24 protein-coding genes and 1 pseudogene are annotated in these 22,675 nt (G+C 71.8%); 14 read left to right on the forward strand and 11 right to left on the reverse strand.

Annotated elements, in window-relative coordinates:
- Both NMK34_RS26235 and NMK34_RS26240 read right to left on the reverse strand, forming a co-directional pair.
- Nucleotides 1-527, reverse strand: a 527-nt coding sequence (locus NMK34_RS26235; RefSeq protein WP_318335618.1) for an ATP-binding cassette domain-containing protein, incomplete at its 3' end; no start/stop codon positions are given.
- The gene (locus tag NMK34_RS26240) at nucleotides 524-1,627 is read right to left on the reverse strand and encodes an ABC transporter ATP-binding protein (RefSeq protein WP_318335619.1); all 1,104 of its coding nucleotides are present in this window, start codon (nucleotides 1,625-1,627) and stop codon (nucleotides 524-526) included. The genes NMK34_RS26240 and NMK34_RS26235, both read right to left, overlap by 4 nt.
- Nucleotides 1,628-1,867: 240 nt before the next feature.
- Between NMK34_RS26240 and NMK34_RS26245 the strand changes: the two genes are divergently transcribed.
- From NMK34_RS26245 to NMK34_RS26270, 6 genes are all read left to right on the forward strand, one after another.
- A complete protein-coding gene (locus NMK34_RS26245; protein WP_091332145.1) occupies nucleotides 1,868-2,416 on the forward strand; it encodes a Uma2 family endonuclease in 549 nt (182 codons plus the stop codon).
- Between the two features lie 68 nt (nucleotides 2,417-2,484).
- Complete coding sequence (locus tag NMK34_RS26250; protein WP_318335620.1) at nucleotides 2,485-3,921, forward strand: TldD/PmbA family protein; 1,437 nt, start codon at nucleotides 2,485-2,487, stop codon at nucleotides 3,919-3,921.
- A complete protein-coding gene (locus tag NMK34_RS26255) occupies nucleotides 3,918-5,321 on the forward strand; it encodes a TldD/PmbA family protein (protein ID WP_318335621.1) in 1,404 nt (467 codons plus the stop codon). The genes NMK34_RS26250 and NMK34_RS26255 overlap by 4 nt, the downstream gene beginning before the upstream one ends.
- A 227-nt stretch (nucleotides 5,322-5,548) precedes the next feature.
- Entirely contained in the window at nucleotides 5,549-6,370 is an 822-nt protein-coding gene (locus tag NMK34_RS26260) for a hypothetical protein (RefSeq protein ID WP_013288449.1), read from the forward strand.
- A 10-nt stretch (nucleotides 6,371-6,380) separates the two neighbouring features.
- Nucleotides 6,381-8,294 carry a fumarate reductase/succinate dehydrogenase flavoprotein subunit gene (locus tag NMK34_RS26265; protein ID WP_318335622.1) on the forward strand — a complete coding sequence of 638 codons (1,914 nt, stop codon included), beginning with the start codon at nucleotides 6,381-6,383 and terminating at the stop codon, nucleotides 8,292-8,294.
- Nucleotides 8,294-9,400 carry a succinate dehydrogenase/fumarate reductase iron-sulfur subunit gene (locus tag NMK34_RS26270; RefSeq protein ID WP_318335623.1) on the forward strand — a complete coding sequence of 369 codons (1,107 nt, stop codon included), beginning with the start codon at nucleotides 8,294-8,296 and terminating at the stop codon, nucleotides 9,398-9,400. Before NMK34_RS26265 ends, NMK34_RS26270 begins: the two co-directional genes overlap by 1 nt.
- A 107-nt stretch (nucleotides 9,401-9,507) precedes the next feature.
- Here the strand turns inward: NMK34_RS26270 and NMK34_RS26275 are convergent, their stop codons facing one another.
- A complete protein-coding gene (locus tag NMK34_RS26275; RefSeq protein ID WP_318335624.1) occupies nucleotides 9,508-9,948 on the reverse strand; it encodes a (deoxy)nucleoside triphosphate pyrophosphohydrolase in 441 nt (146 codons plus the stop codon).
- A 184-nt stretch (nucleotides 9,949-10,132) separates the two neighbouring features.
- Between NMK34_RS26275 and NMK34_RS26280 the strand changes: the two genes are divergently transcribed.
- The 5 genes from NMK34_RS26280 to NMK34_RS26300 all read left to right on the forward strand — a co-directional run bounded on the left by NMK34_RS26280 (nucleotide 10,133) and on the right by NMK34_RS26300 (nucleotide 13,089).
- A complete protein-coding gene (locus NMK34_RS26280; RefSeq protein WP_128137280.1) occupies nucleotides 10,133-10,441 on the forward strand; it encodes a 4a-hydroxytetrahydrobiopterin dehydratase in 309 nt (102 codons plus the stop codon).
- Between the two features lie 32 nt (nucleotides 10,442-10,473).
- Nucleotides 10,474-10,836: a PH domain-containing protein gene (locus NMK34_RS26285; RefSeq protein WP_135241958.1), complete on the forward strand. Its 363-nt coding sequence runs from the start codon at nucleotides 10,474-10,476 to the stop codon at nucleotides 10,834-10,836.
- A gap of 22 nt (nucleotides 10,837-10,858) precedes the next feature.
- Entirely contained in the window at nucleotides 10,859-11,572 is a 714-nt protein-coding gene (locus NMK34_RS26290; protein WP_318335625.1) for a vancomycin high temperature exclusion protein, read from the forward strand.
- Nucleotides 11,573-11,779: 207 nt separating this feature from the next.
- A complete protein-coding gene (locus NMK34_RS26295) occupies nucleotides 11,780-12,511 on the forward strand; it encodes a class I SAM-dependent methyltransferase (RefSeq protein WP_318335626.1) in 732 nt (243 codons plus the stop codon).
- Nucleotides 12,512-12,597: 86 nt separating this feature from the next.
- Complete coding sequence (locus NMK34_RS26300; protein ID WP_318335627.1) at nucleotides 12,598-13,089, forward strand: GNAT family N-acetyltransferase; 492 nt, start codon at nucleotides 12,598-12,600, stop codon at nucleotides 13,087-13,089.
- Between the two features lie 94 nt (nucleotides 13,090-13,183).
- Here NMK34_RS26300 and NMK34_RS26305 read toward each other — a convergent pair whose 3' ends face one another.
- The 7 genes from NMK34_RS26305 to NMK34_RS26335 all read right to left on the reverse strand — a co-directional run bounded on the left by NMK34_RS26305 (nucleotide 13,184) and on the right by NMK34_RS26335 (nucleotide 19,014).
- Nucleotides 13,184-13,615: a hypothetical protein gene (locus tag NMK34_RS26305; protein WP_318335628.1), complete on the reverse strand. Its 432-nt coding sequence runs from the start codon at nucleotides 13,613-13,615 to the stop codon at nucleotides 13,184-13,186.
- A gap of 158 nt (nucleotides 13,616-13,773) precedes the next feature.
- Nucleotides 13,774-14,337: a dihydrofolate reductase family protein gene (locus NMK34_RS26310; RefSeq protein ID WP_318335629.1), complete on the reverse strand. Its 564-nt coding sequence runs from the start codon at nucleotides 14,335-14,337 to the stop codon at nucleotides 13,774-13,776.
- Between the two features lie 475 nt (nucleotides 14,338-14,812).
- A complete protein-coding gene (locus NMK34_RS26315; RefSeq protein ID WP_318335630.1) occupies nucleotides 14,813-15,343 on the reverse strand; it encodes a hypothetical protein in 531 nt (176 codons plus the stop codon).
- A gap of 361 nt (nucleotides 15,344-15,704) precedes the next feature.
- Nucleotides 15,705-16,403: a hypothetical protein gene (locus NMK34_RS26320; protein ID WP_318335631.1), complete on the reverse strand. Its 699-nt coding sequence runs from the start codon at nucleotides 16,401-16,403 to the stop codon at nucleotides 15,705-15,707.
- A 177-nt stretch (nucleotides 16,404-16,580) separates the two neighbouring features.
- Nucleotides 16,581-17,666, reverse strand: a complete 1,086-nt coding sequence (gene ychF, locus NMK34_RS26325; RefSeq protein WP_018784691.1) for a redox-regulated ATPase YchF — start codon at nucleotides 17,664-17,666, stop codon at nucleotides 16,581-16,583.
- Between the two features lie 58 nt (nucleotides 17,667-17,724).
- Nucleotides 17,725-18,471 (reverse strand): peptidase E, encoded by a 747-nt coding sequence (locus NMK34_RS26330; protein ID WP_318335632.1) that lies wholly within the window; start codon nucleotides 18,469-18,471, stop codon nucleotides 17,725-17,727.
- Between the two features lie 30 nt (nucleotides 18,472-18,501).
- Nucleotides 18,502-19,014 carry a MarR family transcriptional regulator gene (locus tag NMK34_RS26335; RefSeq protein WP_318335633.1) on the reverse strand — a complete coding sequence of 171 codons (513 nt, stop codon included), beginning with the start codon at nucleotides 19,012-19,014 and terminating at the stop codon, nucleotides 18,502-18,504.
- Between the two features lie 93 nt (nucleotides 19,015-19,107).
- On the opposite strand from NMK34_RS26335, the pseudogene NMK34_RS26340 reads away from it, so the two are divergent.
- Nucleotides 19,108-19,929, forward strand: a pseudogene (locus tag NMK34_RS26340) (EamA family transporter); the annotation flags it as partial.
- A 50-nt stretch (nucleotides 19,930-19,979) separates the two neighbouring features.
- On the opposite strand, the gene NMK34_RS26345 reads toward NMK34_RS26340, so the two are convergent.
- Nucleotides 19,980-20,444 (reverse strand): hypothetical protein, encoded by a 465-nt coding sequence (locus tag NMK34_RS26345; RefSeq protein WP_269704116.1) that lies wholly within the window; start codon nucleotides 20,442-20,444, stop codon nucleotides 19,980-19,982.
- A 242-nt stretch (nucleotides 20,445-20,686) separates the two neighbouring features.
- On the opposite strand from NMK34_RS26345, the gene NMK34_RS26350 reads away from it, so the two are divergent.
- The gene (locus NMK34_RS26350; RefSeq protein WP_318335634.1) at nucleotides 20,687-22,138 is read left to right on the forward strand and encodes an AlkA N-terminal domain-containing protein; all 1,452 of its coding nucleotides are present in this window, start codon (nucleotides 20,687-20,689) and stop codon (nucleotides 22,136-22,138) included.
- Nucleotides 22,135-22,647: a methylated-DNA--[protein]-cysteine S-methyltransferase gene (locus tag NMK34_RS26355; RefSeq protein ID WP_318335635.1), complete on the forward strand. Its 513-nt coding sequence runs from the start codon at nucleotides 22,135-22,137 to the stop codon at nucleotides 22,645-22,647. The genes NMK34_RS26350 and NMK34_RS26355 overlap by 4 nt, the downstream gene beginning before the upstream one ends.
- The last annotated feature ends 28 nt before the right edge of the window (nucleotides 22,648-22,675 follow it).

Consider the following 22,675-nt stretch of genomic DNA (forward strand, 5'->3'; position numbering starts at 1 on the left):
CTGTTGTAGTGCTCCGGGTTCAGGCCCACGAGTTCGAGGAGTTCCTGGACGCGGTGTTTGACGCCGCCGGGTGGGGTGATCCGGTTGACCTGCAACGGCATCGTCACGATCCGCCCGACCGTGTGGCGGGGGTTCAGCGACGCGTACGGGTCCTGGAAGATGATCTGCAGGTCCTGCCGCAGTCCGCGCAGCTCACCGCGTTTGGCGTGGGTGATGTCCCGCCCCGCGAACGCGATCGACCCGGCCGTGGGCTCCAGCAGGCGCACCAGCATCCGCCCGGTCGTGGTCTTCCCACACCCCGACTCCCCCACCAGGCCGAGCGTCTCGCCCGGCCGTACGTCGAAGTCCAGCCCGTCGACCGCCCGCACCGCACCCGTGGCGCGCAGGCCCTGCCGGACCGGGAAGTGCTTGGTCAGGCCCCGCACGGACAGCAGCGGCTCGCCCGCGAGCCGGGCGGCGTCGCCCGGGTCGTTTCCCGCCCCGGAGCCGCCCACCACCGGCGCCTGCCCGTTCGCCACCACGTTCATCGGGCCACCCCCACGTGCGCGACCTCGTCGCGGTAGATCCGCTCCCGCGCCGCGACCGGCAGGTGACACGCCGCCAGGTGACCCGCCGCCCCTGCCGCAACCAGCTCAGGCACCTCGGTGCGGGACCGGTCGCCGTTCACCCCGGCCCACCGGCACCGCGGATGAAACGCACACCCCGACGGCAGGTTGATCAGACTGGGCGGGTTACCCGGAATCGGCACCAGATCCGCGTCCGCGTCACCGTGCAACGACGGCACACTCGACAACAACCCCCACGTGTACGGATGCTGCGGCGCCCGCAACACCCGCTGCACACTCCCGTGCTCCACCGCCCGGCCCGCATACATCACCAACACGTCATCAGCCACCTGCGACACCACACCCAGGTCATGGGTGATCAACACGATCGCCGACCGGAACTCCTCCTGCAGATCCGCCAGGAGATCCAAAATCTGCGCCTGCACCGTCACGTCCAGGGCCGTCGTCGGCTCGTCCGCGATCAGCAGGTCAGGGTCGTTGACGAGCGCCATCGCGATCATCGCCCGCTGCCGCATCCCACCCGAGAACTCATGCGGATACTGATCGAACCGCTTGGCCGGCTGCGGAATCCCCACCCGGCCCAACATGTCCACCGCCCGGCTGCGCGCCTCCCGCTTCCCTGCCCTCGGATGATGCACCCGATACGCCTCCGCGATCTGCCTGCCCACCGAGTAGTACGGATGCAACGCCGACAACGGATCCTGGAAGACCATCGCCATGTCCCGGCCCCGCAGCCGCCGCACCTCCTCCTCACCCAGGCCCACCAACTGCCGTCCACCCACCCAGATCTCCCCCGAGATGGTCGTCCGCTTCGCGTTGTGCAGACCCAGAATCGCCAGCGACGTCACACTCTTACCGGAACCGGACTCCCCCACGATCCCCAGCGTGCGACCCCGCTCGACAGCGAACGACACCCCGTCCACGGCCCGCACCACACCGTCCTCGGTGTCGAACCGCACCCGCAGGTCCCTGACCTGGAGATAGGGCCCGTCGCCGGAGCGCTGCTCCGGCACCTCCGGGCGGTCCGGCTCCCCGGACGGCACCGCCTCCGACCTGCCCATTGACCGCCTCCCCTTCGGTGATGAAGAGAACTTACAGGAAATCCCCAGAGGCGAAAATAAGCTACATCGAGCGGCCTGTCAGCGGCCTGAGCGTAACGACTGGGTTTCCGTCTCGCACCCCCGTCACCTGGGACATCCACGCCCGCGACTGGCCGTCGTCGCCTCGTCGCCGCACTTGTGGTGCGACGATGGTCCCGGCGACGAAGGGACGATTCCCGTCGGCACGAGGTGGAGGCGACGATGACCGCGGCGGTGTTCGGCCACGACGGCCCGTGGACCGAAGAGGAGTACCTCGCCCTCGGCGAGACGCGGCAACGCGTCGAACTCTTCGACGGGAGCCTGCACGTGACACCGGCACCGACCCCGCGGCACCAACGAATCCAGCGGAACCTCGGCAACCTGCTGGAGGCCGCGGCCCGGCACGTCGGCCTGGAACTGCTGGAGACGGTGAACGTCCGGCTCCGGCCAGGCCGCATACCGATTCCCGACCTGGTCGTCACCGAGCCGATCGACTTCGACCAGCCGATGATCGAGGCGCGGGACGTACGGCTCGTGTGTGAGGTCATCTCACCGGGCAACGCGGCAACCGACAAGGTGCTCAAGATGCACTACTACGCCGCCGCGGGGATCGAGTGGTACCTGCTGGTGGAGCAGGAGACCGGCACGCTGCACCTGCACCGGCGGCAGGGTCGGCACTACCGCGAGGTGTCGGTGACCAAGCCCGGTTCCGCGCTGGAGCTGACCGAGCCCGTCCGGGCCACGATCCGGCCGGCGGATCTCGTCCCCTGACGGATGTCGGTGCGCTCGCCTAGGGTCGGGCGCATGAGCGAGCGTCGAGCGACCCATCAGGACAGCGCATGAGCGAGTTCGACGCGGCGACCGCCGCCGTCCAGGCCGCTCTCGACGCGGGCGCCCGCTACGCCGACGCCCGGGTCATGCACCGCCGCTACGAGTCGATGTCGGCCCGCAACGGCGACATCGAGGAGCTGAGCCAGGACGAGAGCATCGGGCTGGGCGTACGCGCGCTCGTCGGATCGGGGTGGGGCTTCCACGCCGTACCCGATCTGTCCGACGCCGCGGCCCGCGACGCCGGCCGGCGCGCCGCGGCGATCGCCACCGCGAGCGCGCGGGTGCCCGGCCCGCCGATCGACCTGGTGCCGGCCGAGGCGACGGTGGCGAGCTGGGCCTCGGACTGCGCGGTCGACCCGCTCGGGGTGCCGCTGTCGGACAAGGGCGACCTGCTGGTCCGCGCCACGGCGACGATGCGCGAGCACGGCGCCGACCTGGCCGAGGGGCTCTACCAGATCTGGGACACCTCGAAGTGGTTCGTCTCCAGCGAGGGCCACCGGATCGACCAGCGCATCCGGGAGTGCGGTGGCGGCATCTCGGCGACCTCGATCGGTGCCGGCGAGACGCAGCGGCGGTCCTACCCGAGCTACCGCGGGCAGTACGGCACCACCGGCTGGGAGCTGGTCACCTCGCTCGACCTGGCCGCGCACGCCGCCCGGATCGCCGAGGAGTCCCGCGAGCTGCTCACCGCGCCGCTCTGCCCGTCCGGCGAGACCGATCTGATCCTCGGCGGCGAGCAGCTCGCGTTGCAGATCCACGAGTCCGTCGGGCACGCCATCGAGCTGGACCGCATCCTCGGCTGGGAGGCGGCGTTCGCCGGCACGTCCTGGCTCGACCTGGCCCGTCTCGGCTCGCTGCGGTACGGCTCCGAGCTGATGAACGTGACGATCGACCCGACCATCCCGGGCGCGCTCGGCAGCTTCGGCTTCGACGACGAGGGCTCACCGGCGGTCGCCCGGGACGCGGTCCGCGAGGGGCGGTGGGTCGGGGTGCTCGCCGGCCGTGACTCGGCCGCCGTCGCCGGCCTCGACTACGGCGGCAGCGTACGGGCCGACGGCTGGGCCCGGCTGCCGATGGTGCGGATGACGAACGTGGGCCTGGAGCCCGGCCCGCACACGCTCGACGAGATCATCGAGGCGACCGACGACGGGGTGCTGATGGACATCAACCGGTCCTGGTCGATCGACGACAAGCGGCTCAACTTCCAGTTCGGCTGCGAGGTCGGCTGGGAGGTGAAGAAGGGCCACCGGGGGCGGATGCTGCGCAACCCGACCTACACCGGCATCGGGCCGGTCTTCTGGCGCTCGATGGACATGCTCTCCTCGGAGACGGTCGCCTGGGGCACGCCCAACTGCGGCAAGGGGCAGCCCGGTCAGGTCGGGCACACCGGTCACCCGGCCGCGCCGGCCCGGTTCCGCGGCGTCCGCGTGGGGGTGCGGGCGTGAGCGCCGAGCTGGAGATCGCCACCGGGGTGGTGGACCTGGTCCGGCACACGGCCGGTCCGGGCGCCGAGGCCGAGGTGCTGGTGACCCGCACCGACCTGGCGCTGACCCGGTTCGCCAACTCGTTCATCCACCAGAACGTGTCCGAGACCGGTGTCGCCGTACACCTGCGGTTGCACGTGGACGGGCGGACCGCGACCGGCAGCGGCAGCCGGGTCGACGCCGACGGGCTGGCCGCACTGGTCGAGCGGACCCGGGCCGCGGCCCGGCTCGCGCCGCCCGACCCGGCCTGGCCGGGGCTCACCGCCCCGACGCCGGTGCCGTCCGGCCCGGCCGTCGACGAGGCCACCGCGTTCGCCTCGCCCGACGAGCGGGCCGAGCGGGTACGCGCGTTCGTGGACGCGGTCGACGGGCTGGAGGCGGCCGGCTACTGCCGCACCGCGTACCGGTCGGGGGCGTTCGCCAACTCGGCCGGGCACACGGCTGCGGGCCGGGCGGCCGAGGCGGCGATGGACGGCATCGCCCGCGCCGGCGGCGCCGACGGGGTGGCCCGGCTCTGCGCCGACCGGCTGGCCGATCTCGACGGCGCGGCGCTCGGCGCCCGTGCGGCGGCGAAGGCACGCGCCGCCGCCGACCCGGTCGAGCTGCCGCCCGGGCACTACGAGGTGGTGCTCGAACCGGCGGCCGTCGCCGACCTGCTGCAGAACCTGGCCTGGTACGGCTTCAACGGCAAGCGGTACGCCGAACGGCAGTCCTTCGCCGAGCCGGGGACCGCCCAGTTCGACCCGGCGGTGACGCTGGTGGACGACCCACTGCACGCGAGCACGCTGCCGTTCGACCTGGAGGGCACGCCCCGGCGGGCGCTGCCGCTGGTGCAGGGCGGCAGCACAGGGGCGGTGGCGTACGACAGGCGCGGCGGCGCCGAGGCGGGCACCGGGTCCACCGGCCACGGTATGCCGGGGAGCGCGACGTTCGGGCCGATCCCGCACAACGTCCGCCTGCTGGCGGCCGGCGCTGATGCGGGCGCGGGGTCGGCCGCCGCGGCGGTGAGCGCTGGCGTGACCGGGGCGGTGGGCGACCCGGACACCGCCGCGCTGGTGTCCGGGATGCGGCGCGGGCTGCTGGTGAGCGACTTCTGGTACACCCGGGTGCTGGACCCGAAGCAGCTGGTGGTCACCGGGCTGACCCGCAACGGCGTGTGGCTGGTCGAGGACGGCGGCCCAACCAGCGCGGTGCGCGACTTCCGGTTCACCGAGTCGTACCCCCTGGCGATGGGGCCGGGCCGGGTGCTCGGCCTGGGCCGGACGGCGGTCCGCCAGCCCGCTCGCGTCGACGGCTCCTGGTACGAGACCCCGGCACTGCGGCTGTCCTCCTGGCACTTCACCGGCGGCGCGTCCGGGTGACCCGGGCCGCCGGCGGGCGCGTCACGGCACCGGTCGGCGCACCGTTCGGCCGACCCGCCACATTGATCATGAACTGACTCTTTCCAAGCTGCGGGACACACGGGACACTGCGTTGCGCGGCCGGGCCGTGAAGATCGGCGTAACGTGTGTCACTTAGCCGCACCGGTTCGCCGGTGTGGCCTCGCGCGTGCGCAGGACGTGACAGTGACGTCAGGGAGATGACTCGAATGACAACTACGTCGGCCAGGACGCCGAGACCGCAGCCGCGGGGAGGGCGGGCACGCGCCGCCATCGCGGCGAAGACGTTGCGGACCGACAGATGGTGGATCGCCCCGCTGATCACGGTGGTGGGGCTCAGCGCGTGGGTCATCTACGCGACGGTCCGGGTCTTCATGCACAAGTGGTACTGGGTGGAGCAGTACCACTACCTGACGCCGTTCTACTCCCCCTGCGTCACCGACCGCTGCGTCGAGGGCTCCTCGCACTTCGGCCAGTTCCTGCCCGGCTGGTGGATCATCCCGGACGCGGCGCTCACCCTGCCGTTCCTGCTGCTGTTCCGGCTGACCTGCTACTACTACCGCAAGGCGTACTACCGGTCGTTCTGGCTGTCGCCGCCGGCCTGCGCGGTCCCGGACGGGCACCAGTCGTACAGCGGCGAGACGCGCTTCCCGCTGCTCGGGCAGAACCTGCACCGCTACTTCTTCTACGCCGCCGCGATCATCTCGCTGATCAACACCTGGGACGCGATCCTGGCCTTCCACTCCCCCGAGGGCTTCGGCTTCGGCCTGGGCAACATCATCCTGATCGGCAACGTGGTGATGCTGTGGGCGTACACGATCTCCTGCCACTCCTGCCGGCACATCATCGGCGGGCGGCTCAAGCACTTCTCCAAGCACCCGATGCGCTACAAGGCGTGGACCGGGGTGTCCTGGTTGAACGTCCGGCACATGCAGCTCGCCTGGATCACCCTCGGCACCCTGGCACTCACCGACTTCTACGTGATGGCGGTCGCCGCCGGCTGGATCAACGACCTGCGGTTCATCAACTGAGAGCCTGGACATGACTGAGACGCGAATCGAACGACACCACTACGACGTCGTCGTGATCGGGGCCGGTGGCGCCGGCCTGCGCGCGGCGATCGAGGCCCGGCTGGCCGGCAAGAAGACCGCGATCATCTCGAAGTCGCTGTTCGGCAAGGCGCACACGGTGATGGCCGAGGGCGGCGCCGCCGCCGCGATGGGCAACGTGAACTCGCGCGACAACTGGCAGGTGCACTTCCGGGACACCATGCGCGGCGGCAAGTTCCTCAACAACTTCCGGATGGCCGAGCTGCACGCCAAGGAGGCGCCGCAGCGGATCTGGGAGCTGGAGACGTACGGCGCGCTGTTCGACCGCACCAAGGACGGGAAGATCTCGCAGCGCAACTTCGGCGGCCACGAGTACCCGCGCCTGGCGCACGTCGGCGACCGGACCGGCCTGGAGCTGATCCGTACGCTCCAGCAGAAGATCGTCTCGCTCCAGCAGGAGGACAAGCAGGAGTTCGGCAGCTACGACGCACGGATCCGGGTCTTCTCCGAGACCACGATCACCGAGCTGCTGCTCGACGGCGACCGGGTCGCCGGCGCGTTCGGCTACTACCGCGAGTCCGGCGAGTTCGTCCTGTTCGAGGCGCCCGCGGTGGTGCTCGCGACTGGCGGCGTCGGACGATCCTACAAGGTCACCTCGAACTCGTGGGAGTACACCGGCGACGGGCACGCGCTGGCGCTGCGCGCCGGGGCGACGCTGATCAACATGGAGTTCCTCCAGTTCCACCCGACCGGCATGGTCTGGCCGCCCTCGGTGAAGGGCATCCTGGTCACCGAGTCGGTCCGCGGCGACGGCGGCGTGCTGAAGAACTCCGAGGGCAAGCGGTTCATGTTCGACTACGTCCCGGACGTGTTCCGCAAGCAGTACGCGGAGACCGAGGAGGAGGCGGACCGCTGGTACACCGACCCGGACAACAACAGGCGTCCGCCGGAGCTGCTGCCCCGCGACGAGGTCGCCCGCGCGATCAACAGCGAGGTCAAGGAGGGCCGGGGTACGCCGGCCGGCGGCGTCTACCTGGACATCGCCTCCCGCAAGTCGGCCGAGGAGATCCGCCGCCGCCTCCCGTCGATGTACCACCAGTTCAAGGAACTGGCCGACGTCGACATCACCAAGGAGCCGATGGAGGTCGGCCCGACCTGTCACTACGTGATGGGCGGCGTCGAGGTGGACCCGGACTCCGGCGCGGCGTACGGCACGGTGCGCGGGCTCTACGCCGCCGGTGAGGTGTCCGGCGGCATGCACGGCTCCAACCGGCTCGGCGGCAACTCCCTGTCCGACCTGCTGGTCTTCGGCAAGCGCGCGGGCGGGCACGCGGCCACGTACACCGATCAGCTCACCACCCGCCCGGCGGTGTCGGTGGCGGCGGTCGAGGCCGCCGTGGAGACGGCGCTGGCGCCCCTGCAGCGGGACACCGGCGAGAGCCCCTACCAGCTCCAGCAGGATCTCCAGGCGGTGATGGGCGACCTGGTCGGCATCATCCGCCGGGAGAGCGAGCTGGCGGACGCCATGCGCAGGCTGGCCGAGCTGCGGGAGCGGGTGGCGAAGGTCAGCGCGGCCGGCGGCCGGCGCTACAACCCGGGCTGGCACCTGGCGCTGGACCTGCGCAACATGCTCGTGGTCTCGGAGTGCACCGCGATGGCGGCGCTGGAGCGGCAGGAGTCGCGCGGCGGGCACACCCGGGAGGACTACCCGGCGATGGACCCGAAGTGGCGCCGGGTCAACCTGGTCTGCTCGCTGGACGGGGACGCGGTCCGGCTCACCGAGAAGCCGCTGCCGAAGATGCGGCCGGAGCTGATCGGGCTGTTCGACCGGGCCGAGCTGGCCAAGTACCTGACCGACGAGGAACTCGCCGAGTTCGACGCCCTCACCGAGGAGGCGAACAACTGATGGGAAGTAAGCGCCAGTTCCGCATCTGGCGGGGCGACGAGACCGGCGGCGACCTGAAGGACTACACGGTCGAGGTGAACGAGGGCGAGGTGGTCCTCGACGTGATCCACCGGCTCCAGGCCACCGAGGCGCCCGACCTGGCGTGCCGGTGGAACTGCAAGGCCGGCAAGTGCGGCTCCTGCTCCATGGAGATCAACGGCAAGCCGCGGCTGGGCTGCATGACCCGGATGTCGACGTTCGAGGAGTCCGAGACCGTCACCGTCACCCCGCTGCGCACCTTCCCGGTGATCCGGGACCTGGTCACCGACGTCTCGTTCAACTACGAGAAGGCCCGGGAGACCCCGGCGTTCGCGCCGCCGGCCGACGTGGCGCCGGGCGACTACCGGATGCAGCAGGTCGACGTCGAGCGCTCGCAGGAGTTCCGCAAGTGCATCGAGTGCTTCCTGTGCCAGAACGTCTGCCACGTGATCCGTGACCACGAGGAGAACAAGCCGGCGTTCTCCGGTCCCCGGTTCTTCATCCGGGCGGCCGAGCTGGACATGCACCCGCTCGACGCGCGTACCGACCGCCGGGAGTACGCGCAGTCGGACATGGGGCTCGGGTTCTGCAACATCACCAAGTGCTGCACCGAGGTCTGCCCCGAGCACATCAAGATCACCGACAACGGGATCATCCCCATGAAGGAACGGGTCGTCGACCGCAGGTACGATCCCCTTGTGTGGCTCGGTAACAAGATCTTCCGGAGGGGTCAGGTGCCTCAGACCAGCGCGACCAGCGGGCATTCCAGCGGTGCCGTCACGTCCGGAGGGGCGCAGGGCGGGGCGCACGCGCACGGCGGCGGTTCGCACGCCGGCGGGGTGCACTCGCACGCGGGCGGCTCGCACGACAGTGCCGCCGAGCGTCAGGCGCAGCAGGGCGTCAACTGGCACCGCGAGGTGCCGCACCCGACCGCCCCGGCGGTGGACGCCAACGGCAAGCTGCCGCTGACCGAGCTGACGTTCAACAAGGCCGCCGCGCCGTCGCCGTTCGGCGACGACGTGACGTTCCCGCTGCCGCCCGAGCACCTCAACTTCGCTCACCCGCAGCAGGACGAGCCGAAGCACTGAACAGCAGCGCGACGACGACGGGGGCCAGCGGCACACGCCGCGGGCCCTCGTCCCGTTTCTGCCCGGCTGTCCGGTCGACCGGACGGCCCGGCTCGCGCCGCGATCGTTCAGGGGGCGTCGAGCAGCGGGCGCAGCGCGGCCACGATCGGCACGTCGGCCGGCAGCCAGTCGACGCTGTCCAGCTCGCCGGCGGACAGCCAGCGCAGCTCGGCGTGCTCCAGCGCCTTGGGCTCGTCGCCGTGCAGCAGGCGGGCGGCGTAGACGCGCAGCACGGACCTGCCGTGCGCCATCCGTACGTCCCGGCCGACGCGCGCGCCGACCGCCACCCGTACGCCCAGTTCCTCGGCACACTCCCGGGCCAGCGCGTCGGTCTCGGCCTCACCGGGCTCGACCTTTCCGCCCGGGAACTCCCATCGCCCCGCCACCTCGGGGGGCGCGGAGCGCTCGCACGCCAGCACCCGGCCGCCCTCGATGATCGCCGCCCCGACGACCACCTTCGGCTCCCGCCGGTCGGCCTGCCCGCTTCCGCTAACCCGTTCGGTCCGCACGGGCCACCAGCGTGCCAGATCAATCGGCGGTTTGGGTAGCTGCGTCGACCGTCAGGTCAGCAGAACACGGAAGTGTGGGCGTGGACACACCATCTGAGTGGCGAGAGACTAGAGGGCGTCGACTGGGACACGGGATGGCGACGATTTGGCCACAAGCCGGCAACGACGCCTGGGAGGTGCGGTGATGCGCGTGCTGTTCAGCGGCCGGGCGAAGCACGACTACCTCAGCGACGCGCTCGCCCTGCTGTCCGGATGGACGCGCGAGGGCGAACAGATCCGCCGCACCATCGTCCTCGACGACACCCAGCACGCGGCGCTCACCGAGCGGGTGGCGGTGGTGGCCGACGCGTTGCGGCTGCGCCCCGAGATCAGCCGCCGGGCCGACCGTACCCAGATCCGGCTGGGCCACGGCGACGGCGAGCCACTCACCGAGGGTGAGGTTCTGCTGGCCGCGCGCATCGAGGACGCGGTCCGCGCGGTCACCGAGTCCTGAGCCGCTGGCACGCCCCGCCTACCCTCGGGTGCATGTCTGGCCCCACGTACGACCGCAAGGAACAGTTCCAGCAGATCCAGAGCGGGTTGCTGCCCGGCGAGCAGATCATCGCCGTCTACGACGCGATCGGCACCGGCACCGGCTTCATCGGCCTGACCGACCGGCGCGTGATCGTCCAGGACCGCTCCTTCGTCGGCAAGCGGTACGCGATCACCAGCATCCCGTACTCGAAGATCACCAGCGTGAGCGTGGTGAGCAACAAGTCCTGGGGTGGTTCGTTCTTCTCCACCGGGTCCATCGCGGTGCACGTCGGCACGCACACCTACGAGGTCGAGTTCCGGGGCGCGCAGAAGAGCCACCACGTGCACAACGTGATCCTGCAGTACATCTCCTGACCCGCCTGGCACAATCGCCGCCATGCGAGGGCTGACGGCGCGATGGCGGGCCTGGCGGGGCGACCATCGACGGGCAGTACGCCTGCTCCGCCGCCTCCTGGTGCTCGCCACCGCCGCCGTGGTGCTGCTCGGCGCCGCCACGGTCGCCGGCGCGACCTGGGTCCGCGGCGCCGCCGAGGGCCGCCTGTTCGACGCCGCGGACGCGCCGGAGACGCCGGTGGCCCTCGTGCTGGGCACCAAGGTGGAGCCGGACGGCACGCCGGCGCCGTTCCTGGCCGCCCGGCTGGAGATCGCCCGCCAGTTGTACGCCGCCGGCAAGGTCCGCGTGCTGCTGCTCTCCGGGGACCACATGAACTGGGACTACGACGAACCGGACGCGATGCGGCGCTGGCTCGTCGACCGGGGCGTCCCGGCGGAGAAGACGGTGCTGGACCACGCCGGGTTCGACACGTACGACTCGTGCGTCCGCGCGTACCGCGTCTTCGGGGTCCGGCGGGCCACAGTGGTCACCCAGTCGTTCCATCTGCCGCGCGCGGTGGCCCTCTGCCGGGACGCCGGCATCGACACCGTCGGCGTCGGCGACGACACCGCCCGCCGGTACGCGGGCCAGTGGCGGATCAGCTCCGTCCGCGAGTACGGCGCGTGCGTGAAGGCCGCCGCGGACGTGCTCACCGGGCGAGACCCGGTGCACCTCGGCCGCCGGGAGACCGGTGTGGACGACGCGCTGCGGACGTAATCCGGTTGTCCCTCCGGCACCGTTGCTGGTCTGCTGAACCCCTCGAAGCCGACCGGAGGGAGCACCGCCATGCCACACGCTGCGAAGCCCAGCCGACCCGTCGTCACCCTTTCCGAAACGAGGCTTCGTGTTGTCGTACCCCATTCCGGCGGAGGTCACTGACCTCGCGCCGCGTCGCGTCCCGTCCACCCGGCGGGAGGGCGCGTGATGTCCGTCTTCGACGATCCCGGCCTGTTCGGCCGGCTCTGGGCCGCAACCTACGACGGCCCCGGCAACCCCGACCCGGCCCCGGCCGTCGACTTCCTCGCGCCGCTGGCCGAGGGCGGCCCGGTGCTCGAACTGGCGATCGGCACCGGCCGGGTCGCCCTGCCGCTGGCCGAGCGCGGCCTGACCGTGGAGGGCGTCGAGGCGTCCCCGGAGATGGTCGCGCACCTGCGCGCCAAGCCGGGCGGCGCGGACATGCCCGTCACCGTCGGCGACATGGCGGACGTGCCGGTCGCCGGGCCGTACCGTCTGGTGTTCCTGGTGTTCAACACGCTGTTCAACCTGGTCTCGGAGGAGCGCCAGGCGGCGTGCTTCCGCAACGTCGCCCGGGTGCTCGCGCCCGGCGGGGCGTTCGTCATCGAGACCTTCGTGCCCGACCCGGCGGACTTCGACCGGGACGAGCAGGTCCAGGTGCGGGAGGTGACCGAGGACTCGGCCACCATCCGTATGCATCGGTACGACCGGGCGGCGCAGACGTTCGTGCGCCAGACCGTCACGTTCGACGCCGCCGGCGTGCACCTCAAGCCGTTCGCCATGCGGTACGCCTGGCCGGAACAGATCGACGAGCTCGCGGAGCGGGCCGGGCTGCGGCTCACCGAGCGGTACGCCGACTGGGACCGGTCGCCGTTCGACGCGGACAGCCGCTCGCACATCTCCGTGTACCGGCGGCGGTAGCGCTCACGTCGAGGGGCCGGGCATCACGTCCCGGCCCCTCGGCGCGCGACTACGCTGACGACCGCCGGTACGGGGAGGGGGAACCGATGACAGTCACCGTCGCCGCGATGGACGATGCGCACGCCGACGCCGTGCTGGAGATCTACCGCCTCGGCATCGCCGAGGGCAACGCCACGTTCGAGACCGAGCCGCCGGGCTGGACGCGGTTCACCGCCACCCGGCTGCCCGGCCACCGCTGGGTGGCGCTCGACGAGGCGGGCGACGTGGTCGGCTGGGTGGCCTGCTCGGCGGTCTCCGACCGCTGCGTGTACGCCGGCGTGGTCGAGCACTCCGTCTACGTGCACCCGAGGGGGCGCGGACGCGGGGTCGGGCGGGCCCTGCTGGAGGCACTGATCGCCTCGACCGAGGCGGCCGGGATCTGGACCATCCAGTCCGGTGTCTTCCCGGAGAACACCGCGAGTCTCGCGCTGCACGCGGCGTGCGGCTTCCGCGTCGTCGGCACCCGCGAGCGGGTGGGCCGCCACCACGGCACCTGGCGCGACGTGACCTTGATCGAACGCCGCAGCCCCGAGATCTGACGTTTCCTCCGGGCCACCCTTGCCCCGATGATCAAGGAGTCTGTGTCCGGCCGGGGCGGCCCGGGTGACGCAAACCCCTTGATCACCGGGTTGGTCAGGCGCCGACCAGATGGCGGCGCACCAGGGCGTCCCGCTCCAGGATCAGGTCGACCATCTGCCAGAACTCGGCGAGCCGGGGATGGGCGAGGCCCTCCTCGCGGCTGAGCTTGCGGCCGAAGATCGGGCTGTCCCCCGCGACCTCACCACCGTTGACGAGCGTCGCGGCCGGCCCCGGCGAGCCGGCCACCGGCCCGACCCGGCAGCCGAAGGTGACGTGGTCGTCGAAGTCGTCGCGGCCCCAGCTGCCCAGGATCGCGTCGATCCAGACCTCGTGCACGCCGTCGTGGTGGTAGCAGCTCGCGAAGTAGACGGCCTCCGTCGCGTCGCCGGTGCGGATGTGGGCCCAGGTCCGCTCCGTGGCGGTGTCGCAGCAGCCGCAGACGAACTCCCGTACCTGGCGGGTGCCCTCGTCGATCCTCAGTGTCACGGCGCGAACCTTAGCGAGCACTTGACGGTTCCGCCGCCCGGTGCGATGGCTAGTTACATGAGTAATGAACCAAGGAACCGGGATGGATGACCGCCCTGATGGCCGAGCTGGCCGCGCCCGGCGGCATGGCGGTCGTCTGTGCGACGGTTTCCGGGCTCTCAGCGCCTGGTCTCGTACCTGGCCAGGAGCACGCCACCAGGGAACGTCCGGGTCTCCACCAGGGCCAGGTTCACCCAGTTGTCGAGGGCCGTGAAGAACGGCTTACCGCCACCCACCAGCACCGGATGGGTGACGAGCACGTACTCGTCGATCAGGCCGCCCCGCATGGCCGCCGAGGCGAGGGTGGCGCCACTGATGTCCATCGGACCACCGTCCTCGGCCTTCAGCCGGCTGATCTCGGTGACCGCGTCGCCGGTGACCAGGCGGGTGTTCCAATCGACCGGTCTGGTCGTCGAGGAGAACACCACCTTCGGCATGTCCCGCCAGCGGCGGGCGAACTCGGCGTGCGCAGGTGTGACGTCCGGCTGCTGATCGGCGGTCGGCCAGTGGGAGCTCATCGCCTCCCACAGTCGCCGCCCGTAGAGCGCCGTGCCGGTCGCCGCCACCCGGTCGGACCACCACTGGAACAACTCGTCGCTCGGCACACCCCAGCCGAGATCGTCGCCGGGCGCGGCGACATAGCCGTCCAGGCTCACGTTCATGCCGAAGGTCAGTTTGCGCATCGTGCCCGCCTCCCGTGGGTCGGTACTCGACGTACAGACCAGCACGGCACCGGGAAGACATCGGTCAAGCCACACCGAGGGGCCGGCCCACGAGTGTCCCGCGTCCGAATGCGGGGCGGATGAGCTGAGCGGGCCCATCTCGGGCTCACGCCATTGATCGCTGGTTGCCGACGTCTCACGCTGTCTTGTGCCCCGTGTGTGCCCCAGGACCCGGTAATTGGTTTTCGGGCCGTTGGTACTTCCTGGCGCCTCGGATGCCCGCGCCCGTCAATCCCCCGCCAACTGCGCACAAGGTCGGAGCAGACAAAGGCCAACCAGCTTCGGGCACGTACGGCAAAGTCATGGCGAGCCCGGTGACCGCCATCAGCGCACCGACCATGGCCAAGCGCAGGTACATGAGGCGTCGCCTACGCATCGGACCAGTAGAGCAGGCATCGCCGCCCCGGCCACCAACCAGCTTGTCACCCACCTGTGGCTACGACCGGGTGTCTTCGGGCCGAGGATCCGCCAGGGCGTGGCCCGCCCCACCCGCCACCCTCGCGAGAGTGCGTAGCTTCCGTGCCACAGCGAGGGCGTCCTGCTGGGTGTCCTCCGCGGACCGACCAACGGAGATCGCATCTGCTAGTGCGGTCAACTGGGCGGCCGGGAGCATGGCGTCCCCGAACGCGTCGATGTCCAACGTCAACTCCCTGCCGGACCTCGGGTCAGTGGCAGTCAGGACCGACGATCGGTCGTCGTAGCGGACCGTGGCGAGGCTGAGGTCGACCTGCTCTCTCCGATAAGCGACGAGAAGGATCATCGTCGATCCCCGCAGCCAACCGGAGTACGTGACGTGCGCAAACGCGTAGAACGCGCCGACGCAAAGAATATAGATCGCGACGACAAGCAGCCCGTAGATGAGGACGCCCGCGAAGGCCTGCTGCCACCGCGGCTCACCCCACTGCTGCCAGACGAGAGTTCCAACGAGCACCAGGAACGCCGCAGCTAGCAACGGAATCAGGCCCACGCAACCGAGAAGCACCCTCGCCGTGGGCGGCAGACCGACAGACAGCCGTTTCCTGGCGGGGCGAGCCACACCGTGAAACTAGTTCCCACCGGCAACCTGCGGGAGCCCTGCAGTTCATAGGGCTCGGGCTGCCTGACCATCACGCTGGCGGTCGTCTCGTGCCATCGGTCGGCCCCGAACGGGTTCAGGTTCCCGTCGACGTCCAGGAGGAGTAGGGGCAGACCGATGACACGGCTGCCGCAGTACGGAATGTTGAGTCCCGGCTGCCGTGCCAACGGGTATGTAGCGGGCATGCAGCTCCGGCACCGTCCGGCCGAAGCACCCCGGCCGCGGCCAGCAGGTCAGGGCAAGGCCACCGAGATCACGGCGCCAACAGCTGCGTGACCAGCCGCCGGGAGGCTTCCGGCAGGGCGAACACGCTTTCCGGGTTGCGCGGCGCATACTCCGAGCCAGGCACGCCCGCCGCCCACAGCACGTGTCCCCAGAAGTTCACCTCGTCCGAGACTGCGGCCGCCGCCACTCGCTCAGTGTCTCCGGTTGCGCCGAGCGTGCGCATCGCCGCGGCGAGCAAGGCCACTGCTTCCGGGGTGTCTGCGTCCTTGTCGCCGAACGCAGGGGCGAGAAGCATCAGGGTCTGCGCACGCCGGATCGGGTCGGGCTGGCGTCCGGCGACGGCCACCAGATCCGTCCAGGAGAGTCCGGGGCCGGTCTGGTGCCCGTCCAGTGCGGCGATCTCGATGGCGTCCCGGCCGCCCTCAGGCAGGACCAGGAAGTCGACCCCGCGGTCCTCGTCGAGGTTACGAAACACCACGGCGAGCTCGGCTCCGCCGCCCAGGCCCACTCGCAGCACCTGCCAGGACGCCGAGTCGAGAAGGCCGTCCAGGTCGCCGCCGGTGGCTCCCCAAACCTCGGAGAGCAGGTCGTCCTCGTCGGGAAGCAGGAGTTCTCGCCAGTATTGGGCCCAGAACCCGGGCCGCTCTGCGAGATGCCAGCCGTCCGTGGTGAGCGTGGTGACGTCGACGTCCTCGGGGAATCGATCCTGGTAACCGGGGATGAGCATGACCGCACGGTAGCGGACGGCCGTGGATGATCCCGCCGTCCCGCGAAGCTGTCCGTAGTCATCCCCGCGGAGTGCGATCGATCCGCCGATCGTGCGGGGGGCCGCCTGGTTCTGGGGCACCTGTCACACATCACCTGGCGGATCTGCGCGGCACATCAGCTGTCGAATCACATCGGTTCAGACGTTGAAGCGGAACTCCACTACGTCGCCGTCCTGCATGACGTACTCCTTGCCCTCGATCCGGACCTTGCCGGCGGCCTTGGCCGCCGCCATCGATCCGGCCTCGACCAGGTCGTCGTAGGAGACCACCTCGGCCTTGATGAAGCCCCGCTGGAAGTCGCTGTGGATCACCCCGGCAGCCTCCGGCGCGGTCGCGCCGACCGGGACGGTCCAGGCCCGCGCCTCCTTGGGGCCGGCCGTCAGGTACGTCTGGAGCCCGAGCGTCCGGAAGCCCACCCGGACGAGCTGGTTCAGGCCGGGCTCGGACTGCCCGATCGACTCCAGCAGTTCGCGGGCCTCGTCCTCGGGCAGGTCCACCAGCTCGGACTCGATCTTGGCGTCCATGAAGATCGCCTCGGCGGGCGCGACGAGGCCGCGCAGCTCGTCGAGGAACTCCTCGTTGCCCAGCTCCGCCTCGTCGACGTTGAAGACGTAGAGGAACGGCTTGGTGGTGAGCAGGTGCAGCTCACGCAGGTGTTCCAGCTCGACCTTCGCGGCGGCGGCGCCCGCGTACAGGGTCACGCCGTTGTCGAGGACCTCGACCGCCTTCTTGGCCGCCTCGACCGCGGCGGCCCGGTCCTTGCGGAGCTTGGCCTCCTTCTCCAGCCGGGGAAGCGCCTTCTCCAGCGTCTGGATGTCGGCCAGGATCAGCTCGGTGTTGATCGTCTCGATGTCGTCGGCCGGGGAGACCTTGCCGTCGACGTGCACCACGTTCGGGTCGGAGAAGGCGCGCACCACCTGGCAGATCGCCGAGGCGTCCCGGATGTTGGCGAGGAACGCGTTGCCCCGCCCCTGCCCCTTGGACGCGCCCCGGACCAGGCCGGCGATGTCGACGAACGAGACCGGCGCCGGCAGCACCTTCTGCGAGGAGAAGATCTCGGCCAGCTTGGCCAGCCGCTCGTCGGGCAGCCCGACCACGCCGACGTTCGGCTCGATGGTGGCGAACGGGTAGTTCGCGGCGAGCACGTCGTTCTTGGTCAGCGCGTTGAACAGGGTGCTCTTGCCCACGTTGGGCAGGCCGACGATGCCGATGGTGAGACTCACGACGAACCAGCTTACGCGCTTCGCCGCCCGTGCCGGGCAGGCAGGTCCGCGAAGCCGTTCACTCCGACGCGGCGGACAGCAGGCGCGGCTCGATCCGGGTCTCCCGGGCTGTGCCGTCCTCGGCGCGGACCAGCTCGTATGCGGCCACGCCGGGACGGTCCGCCACCGCCTCGGCCAGCCGGGTGCCCCGGTAGATCAGGCCCACCCCGTCGTCGGTGCAGTGGCTCGCGGGCAGCGTGCCGTCGGCGACCAGCCGGTGCATCAGCGGGCGGCGCTGCTCCTCGCTGTCGTAGTGCACGCCGTTGCCGTACGGGAGCCAGCCCAGCCCTTCGGTGAAGGGCCGCAGCGTCGGGCCGTAGCTGTCGGTGGCGCCGCCGGTGTGCCAGCAGATCGAGCCGGCGGACACTCCGCCGAGCACCACGCCGGCCTGCCAGCACTCGTGCAGGATCTCCGGCAGGCCGTGCACCCGCCAGACCGCGCAGAGGTTCGCCACGCTGCCGCCGCCGACCCAGATGACGTCCTGCGCGAGCAGGTGCGCGCGGATGTCCTCGACGTTGGGCATCGGGTAGAGCGCCAGGTGAGAGGCGCGGAACCGGGTGCCGGCGAAGGCGCCGTAGAAGACGGTGAACCCGGTCGGCTGGTCGCCGGTGGCCTGGCCGAGGTAGCAGACGCGGGGCGCGTCACCGGCCCCGGCCAGGTCGGCCATCAGGTCGAACAGGGCGCTGGGCCGCGCGTCCCAGGGGCCACGGCGACGGCTGGCGAAACCCATGCTGGTGGCGACGATCGTCGGTTCGGTGGCGGGCATGGGCGTCCTTCCGGGCGGTGGCGGTGCCGATCATTGTGCCGGATCCGCGGGCCCGGCCTCGGCCGCCGCGAGCAACGCGCGCAGCAGATCGGCCAGCCGGTCCTGGTCGGCGGGGGGCAGCGCGTCGAGGATCCGCCGCTGCACGGCGAGCCCGGCCTCGGCCGACTCCTCCACCACCCGGCGGCCGGTGTCGGTGAGCGTCACCCGCAGCGCCCGCCGGTCGGCCGGGTCGGGCGAGCGCCGTACCAGGCCGGCCCGTTCGAGCCGGTCGAGCCGCCCGGTCATGCCGCCGGAGGTGAGCATCAGCGAGGCGGCGAGCGCCTTCGGCGCCAGCGTGTACGGCGAGCCGGAGCGCCGCAGCGCTGCGAGCACGTCGAACTCGCCCCGGCCGATGTTCCAGGCCGCGTACACCTTCTCCTGGCCGTCGCCGACCAGGCGGGCCAGCCGGTAGATGCGGCCGAACACGGCCATCGGCTCGGGCCGCATGCCGGGGCGTTCCCGCCGCCACTGCTCGACGATCGCGTCCACCTCGTCGCCTGTCACGGCTGCCGATTGTGCCGCACGTCCCACTTCCCCTTTTCGCTCGACCCTGATTAGCTTAGCACTAAGATACTTAGCGCTGAGAAAGAGGCCGACATGAACCCCCGCTGGACCGACGTCGCGCTCACTGCCGCCGCCCCGATCACCTGGGGCACCACCTACCTGGTCACCGCCGAACTCCTGCCCCCGGACCGGCCGCTCTGGGCCGGGGCGATCCGCGCCCTCCCGGCCGGTCTGCTGCTGCTCACCCTGACCCGCAGACGACCACACGCCCTCTGGTGGGGGCGGGCCGCCGTCCTCGGCGCGCTGAACATCGGGGTGTTCTTCCCGCTGCTGTTCCTCGCCGCGTACCGGCTGCCCGGCGGCACCGCCGCCGTCCTCGGCGCCGCGCAGCCGCTGCTGGTGGCGGTGCTGACGGTCGCACTGCTCCGCGACCGCCCCACCCGGCCGGCGCTGGTCGCCGCCGTGGCCGCCCCGCTCGGCGTCGCCCTCGTGGTGCTGCGGCCGGGCGCCGGCCTCGACCCGCTCGGCGTCGCCGCCGGGCTCGCCGGCGCAGTGGCGATGGCCGCCGGGCTGGTGCTCACCCGCCGCTGGGGCCGGCCGCCCGGCGTGGGCGTCCTCGCCGCGACGAGCTGGCAGCTCGTCGCCGGCGGCCTGATGATCGTGCCGGTCGCCGCCGCCGTCGAGGGCGCGCCACCAGTGCCCGACGGGCCGGCCCTTCTCGGGTACGCGTGGCTCGGGCTGGCCGGCACCGCACTGGCGTACGTGCTGTGGTTCCGGGGCGCGGCGCGACTGCCGGTCTCCCGCGTGTCGGTGCTGGGCGCGTTGAGCCCGCTCACCGCTGCGGCGCTCGGCTGGGTGGTGCTCGGTGAGGCGCTGGACCCGGTCCAGCTCACCGGATTCGCGGTCGCAGTGGCGGCGATGGTGCTGGCCCAGTTGCCGGACCGGGCGGCGATCCAACCCGGCGGTCAGCCGGCTCGCAGCCGGCGCCAGTCGTCCGGCCACGCCTCGGCGGCGACGCCCTCGGGCAGCGCACCGGCCGGTAGCTGCGCCGCTGCCGCGAGCGGAAGCGTGAACCGGTGCGCGGCGGCGGGCCCGGCCGCGTACGACCGGTCGAGCAGCCACCGCACCTCGTCGGCGGTCCAGCCCAGGCCGGAGCGCGCGGCGATCTCGCGGACCAGCCGCAGGCCGACCCGGGTGTCGTCGTCGTAGAAGCGCATGCACCAGTGGTGGGCCCACATGCCGAGCGCGCGCAGCCCGTCCGGGTCGAGGGAGCCGGCCAGCCGCCCGCAGGCGGTGTCCGCGAAGGGGCGACCGGGGTCACCGGCCCGATCACGCTCGATCGCGCCGTACGCGGCCGGCGCCACCACCCGCATCCGCTCGTAGAAGCCCTCCACCACCGCGGCGTCCAACGGTGCTCGCCCCGATCGCATCAGCGGACACCCCGCCCGGCCACGCTCGCCATGCCCCGCACCTCTTCTTGAGTTGGTGGCGGGACGCTACCGACCACTTACGACACTTTCTCGGGTCCGTCGGCCATGATCCACGCCACCTCGGCGGAGTTGCGATGTCCCGGGGCCGGGGATACCGCCACTTCCCCGAGCCGGCGCGACTGCCGCACGTCATGTCTGAATCCCGCCAGCCGAGCCCGGGAGCTGCGAGGCAGGATCGTGGCATGGAACTGGACTTCGAGCGGTGCTACCGAGCCGTCGACAGCCGCGACCCGCGGTTCGACGGCTGGTTCTACACCGGTGTGACGTCGACCGGGATCTACTGCCGGCCGTCCTGTCCGGCGATGACACCCAAACGGCGCAACGTCCGGTTCTTCCCGTCCGCCGCCGCCGCGCAGGGTGCCGGGCTACGGGCGTGCCGCCGGTGCCGGCCGGACGCGGCACCGGGCTCGCCCGAGTGGGACGTCCGGGCCGACCTGGTCGGCCGCGCCATGCGGCTGATCGCCGACGGCGTGGTGGACCGGGACGGGGTGCCCGGGCTGGCCACCCGGCTGGGTTACACCGAGCGGCACCTGCACCGGATGCTCCGGGCCGAACTGGGTGCCGGCCCGCTGGCGCTGGCCCGGGCCCAGCGCGCGCAGACCGCCCGGATCCTGATCGAGACCACCGGCCTCGGCCTCGCCGAGGTGGCCTTCGCCGCCGGGTTCGGCAGCGTCCGGCAGTTCAACGACACGGTCCGCGAGGTCTACGGCGGCACCCCGTCCGAGCTGCGGGCCGGCCGTCGTGGCCCGGCCGCGGCCACCGGTGCGGGCACGCTCTCGCTGCGGCTGGCATACCGGCCCCCGCTGCACGCGGGCGCGCTGCTGGACTTCCTCGCGCTGCGCGCGCTGCCCCGCGTCGAGGTGGTCCGCGACGGCACCTACCACCGGGGGCTGCGCCTGCCGCACGGTCCCGCCACGGTGGCGCTGACCCCCGCCGACGGCCACATCGACGCCACGCTGCGGCTGGCCGACATGCGTGACCTGGCTCCCGCCGTGGCCCGCTGCCGCCGCCTGCTCGACCTGGACGCCGACCCGGTAGCGGTGGACGCCACACTGGCCGCCGACCCGGCGCTGGCCCCGGCCGTCGCGGCCGAGCCCGGCGTCCGGCTGCCGCACGCCGTAGACGGTTTCGAGCTGGCCGTTCGCGCCGTCGCCACCCAGCAGGTCTCGCTGGCCTCGGCACGGACCACGCTCACCCGCCTGCTCTCCGCCACCCGGACGGCGAGCGGGGCGGGTGCCGACGACCCGGCGGACGGCCTGGTGGCGTTCCCCGGTCCGGCGGAGGTGCTCGCGGCGCCGGACACGGCGTTCCGGATGCCGGCGGCCCGCCGGGAGACGCTCCGCGCGCTGGCCCGCGCGGTCGCCGACGGCGAACTCGACCTGGAACCCGGAGGCGACCGGGAGGAGACGGTCCGGCTCCTGGCCGCGGTGCCCGGCATCGGCCCGTGGACCACCGGCTACCTGGCCATGCGCGCACTCGGCGACCCCGATGTCGCGCTCACCACCGACCTGGGCGTGCGCCGTGGCGCAGCAGCGCTCGGCCTGTCCGACGACCCGAAGACCCTGTCCGCGTACGCCGACCGCTGGCGCCCCTGGCGGTCGTACGCGACCATCCGACTCTGGAGAGCAGCATGAGCACTGTGGACAGCACCGTCATCGACACCCCCGCCGGCCCGTTGAGCGTGCTCGCCGGCCCCGACGGGGCGGTACGCGCGGCGGGCTTCACCGCCGACCCGGCGGTCCTGCTGCCGCTGACGCATCCGAGCCTGCGCGGCGAGCTGCGGGAGCGGGCCGACCTCGGTCCGGTGACCGCTGCCGTCCGGGCCTATCTGGACGGTGACCTGGCCGCCATCGACACGGTAGCGGTGGAGCAGCACACCGGCGGCGCGTTCCTGACGCACGCCTGGGAGGTGCTGCGCGACGTGAAGGCCGGCGACCCGGTCACCTACACCGGGTTCGCCGCGCTGGCCGGGCGACCGGCGGCGATCCGGGCCGCCGCGGCAGCCTGCGCGCGCAACGCCGCCGCGCTGTTCGTGCCCTGCCACCGGGTGCTGCGCACCGACGGCACGCTGGGTGGATACCGCTGGGGGCTGGACGTGAAGAAGTGGCTTCTCGGGCATGAGGGACGGGTGACGGCTAGCTGACAGCCGGACTGTCACCCCCGGCGGCTAC

It is taken from the genome of Micromonospora sp. BRA006-A, assembly GCF_033433935.1.
GTDB classification, from domain to species: Bacteria; Actinomycetota; Actinomycetes; order Mycobacteriales; family Micromonosporaceae; genus Micromonospora; species Micromonospora aurantiaca.

Coding starts and splice junctions, on each gene's coding strand:
- NMK34_RS26240 (WP_318335619.1), bottom strand. CDS start 1,627: ATGGGCAGGTCGGAGGCGGTGCCGTCCGGGGAGCCGGACCGCCCGGAG.
- NMK34_RS26245 (WP_091332145.1), top strand. CDS start 1,868: ATGACCGCGGCGGTGTTCGGCCACGACGGCCCGTGGACCGAAGAGGAG.
- NMK34_RS26250 (WP_318335620.1), top strand. CDS start 2,485: ATGAGCGAGTTCGACGCGGCGACCGCCGCCGTCCAGGCCGCTCTCGAC.
- NMK34_RS26260 (WP_013288449.1), top strand. CDS start 5,549: ATGACAACTACGTCGGCCAGGACGCCGAGACCGCAGCCGCGGGGAGGG.
- NMK34_RS26265 (WP_318335622.1), top strand. CDS start 6,381: ATGACTGAGACGCGAATCGAACGACACCACTACGACGTCGTCGTGATC.
- NMK34_RS26270 (WP_318335623.1), top strand. CDS start 8,294: ATGGGAAGTAAGCGCCAGTTCCGCATCTGGCGGGGCGACGAGACCGGC.
- NMK34_RS26280 (WP_128137280.1), top strand. CDS start 10,133: ATGCGCGTGCTGTTCAGCGGCCGGGCGAAGCACGACTACCTCAGCGAC.
- NMK34_RS26285 (WP_135241958.1), top strand. CDS start 10,474: ATGTCTGGCCCCACGTACGACCGCAAGGAACAGTTCCAGCAGATCCAG.
- NMK34_RS26290 (WP_318335625.1), top strand. CDS start 10,859: ATGCGAGGGCTGACGGCGCGATGGCGGGCCTGGCGGGGCGACCATCGA.
- NMK34_RS26295 (WP_318335626.1), top strand. CDS start 11,780: ATGTCCGTCTTCGACGATCCCGGCCTGTTCGGCCGGCTCTGGGCCGCA.
- NMK34_RS26300 (WP_318335627.1), top strand. CDS start 12,598: ATGACAGTCACCGTCGCCGCGATGGACGATGCGCACGCCGACGCCGTG.
- NMK34_RS26310 (WP_318335629.1), bottom strand. CDS start 14,337: ATGCGCAAACTGACCTTCGGCATGAACGTGAGCCTGGACGGCTATGTC.
- NMK34_RS26320 (WP_318335631.1), bottom strand. CDS start 16,403: ATGCTCATCCCCGGTTACCAGGATCGATTCCCCGAGGACGTCGACGTC.
- NMK34_RS26330 (WP_318335632.1), bottom strand. CDS start 18,471: ATGCCCGCCACCGAACCGACGATCGTCGCCACCAGCATGGGTTTCGCC.
- NMK34_RS26345 (WP_269704116.1), bottom strand. CDS start 20,444: ATGCGATCGGGGCGAGCACCGTTGGACGCCGCGGTGGTGGAGGGCTTC.
- NMK34_RS26350 (WP_318335634.1), top strand. CDS start 20,687: ATGGAACTGGACTTCGAGCGGTGCTACCGAGCCGTCGACAGCCGCGAC.
- NMK34_RS26355 (WP_318335635.1), top strand. CDS start 22,135: ATGAGCACTGTGGACAGCACCGTCATCGACACCCCCGCCGGCCCGTTG.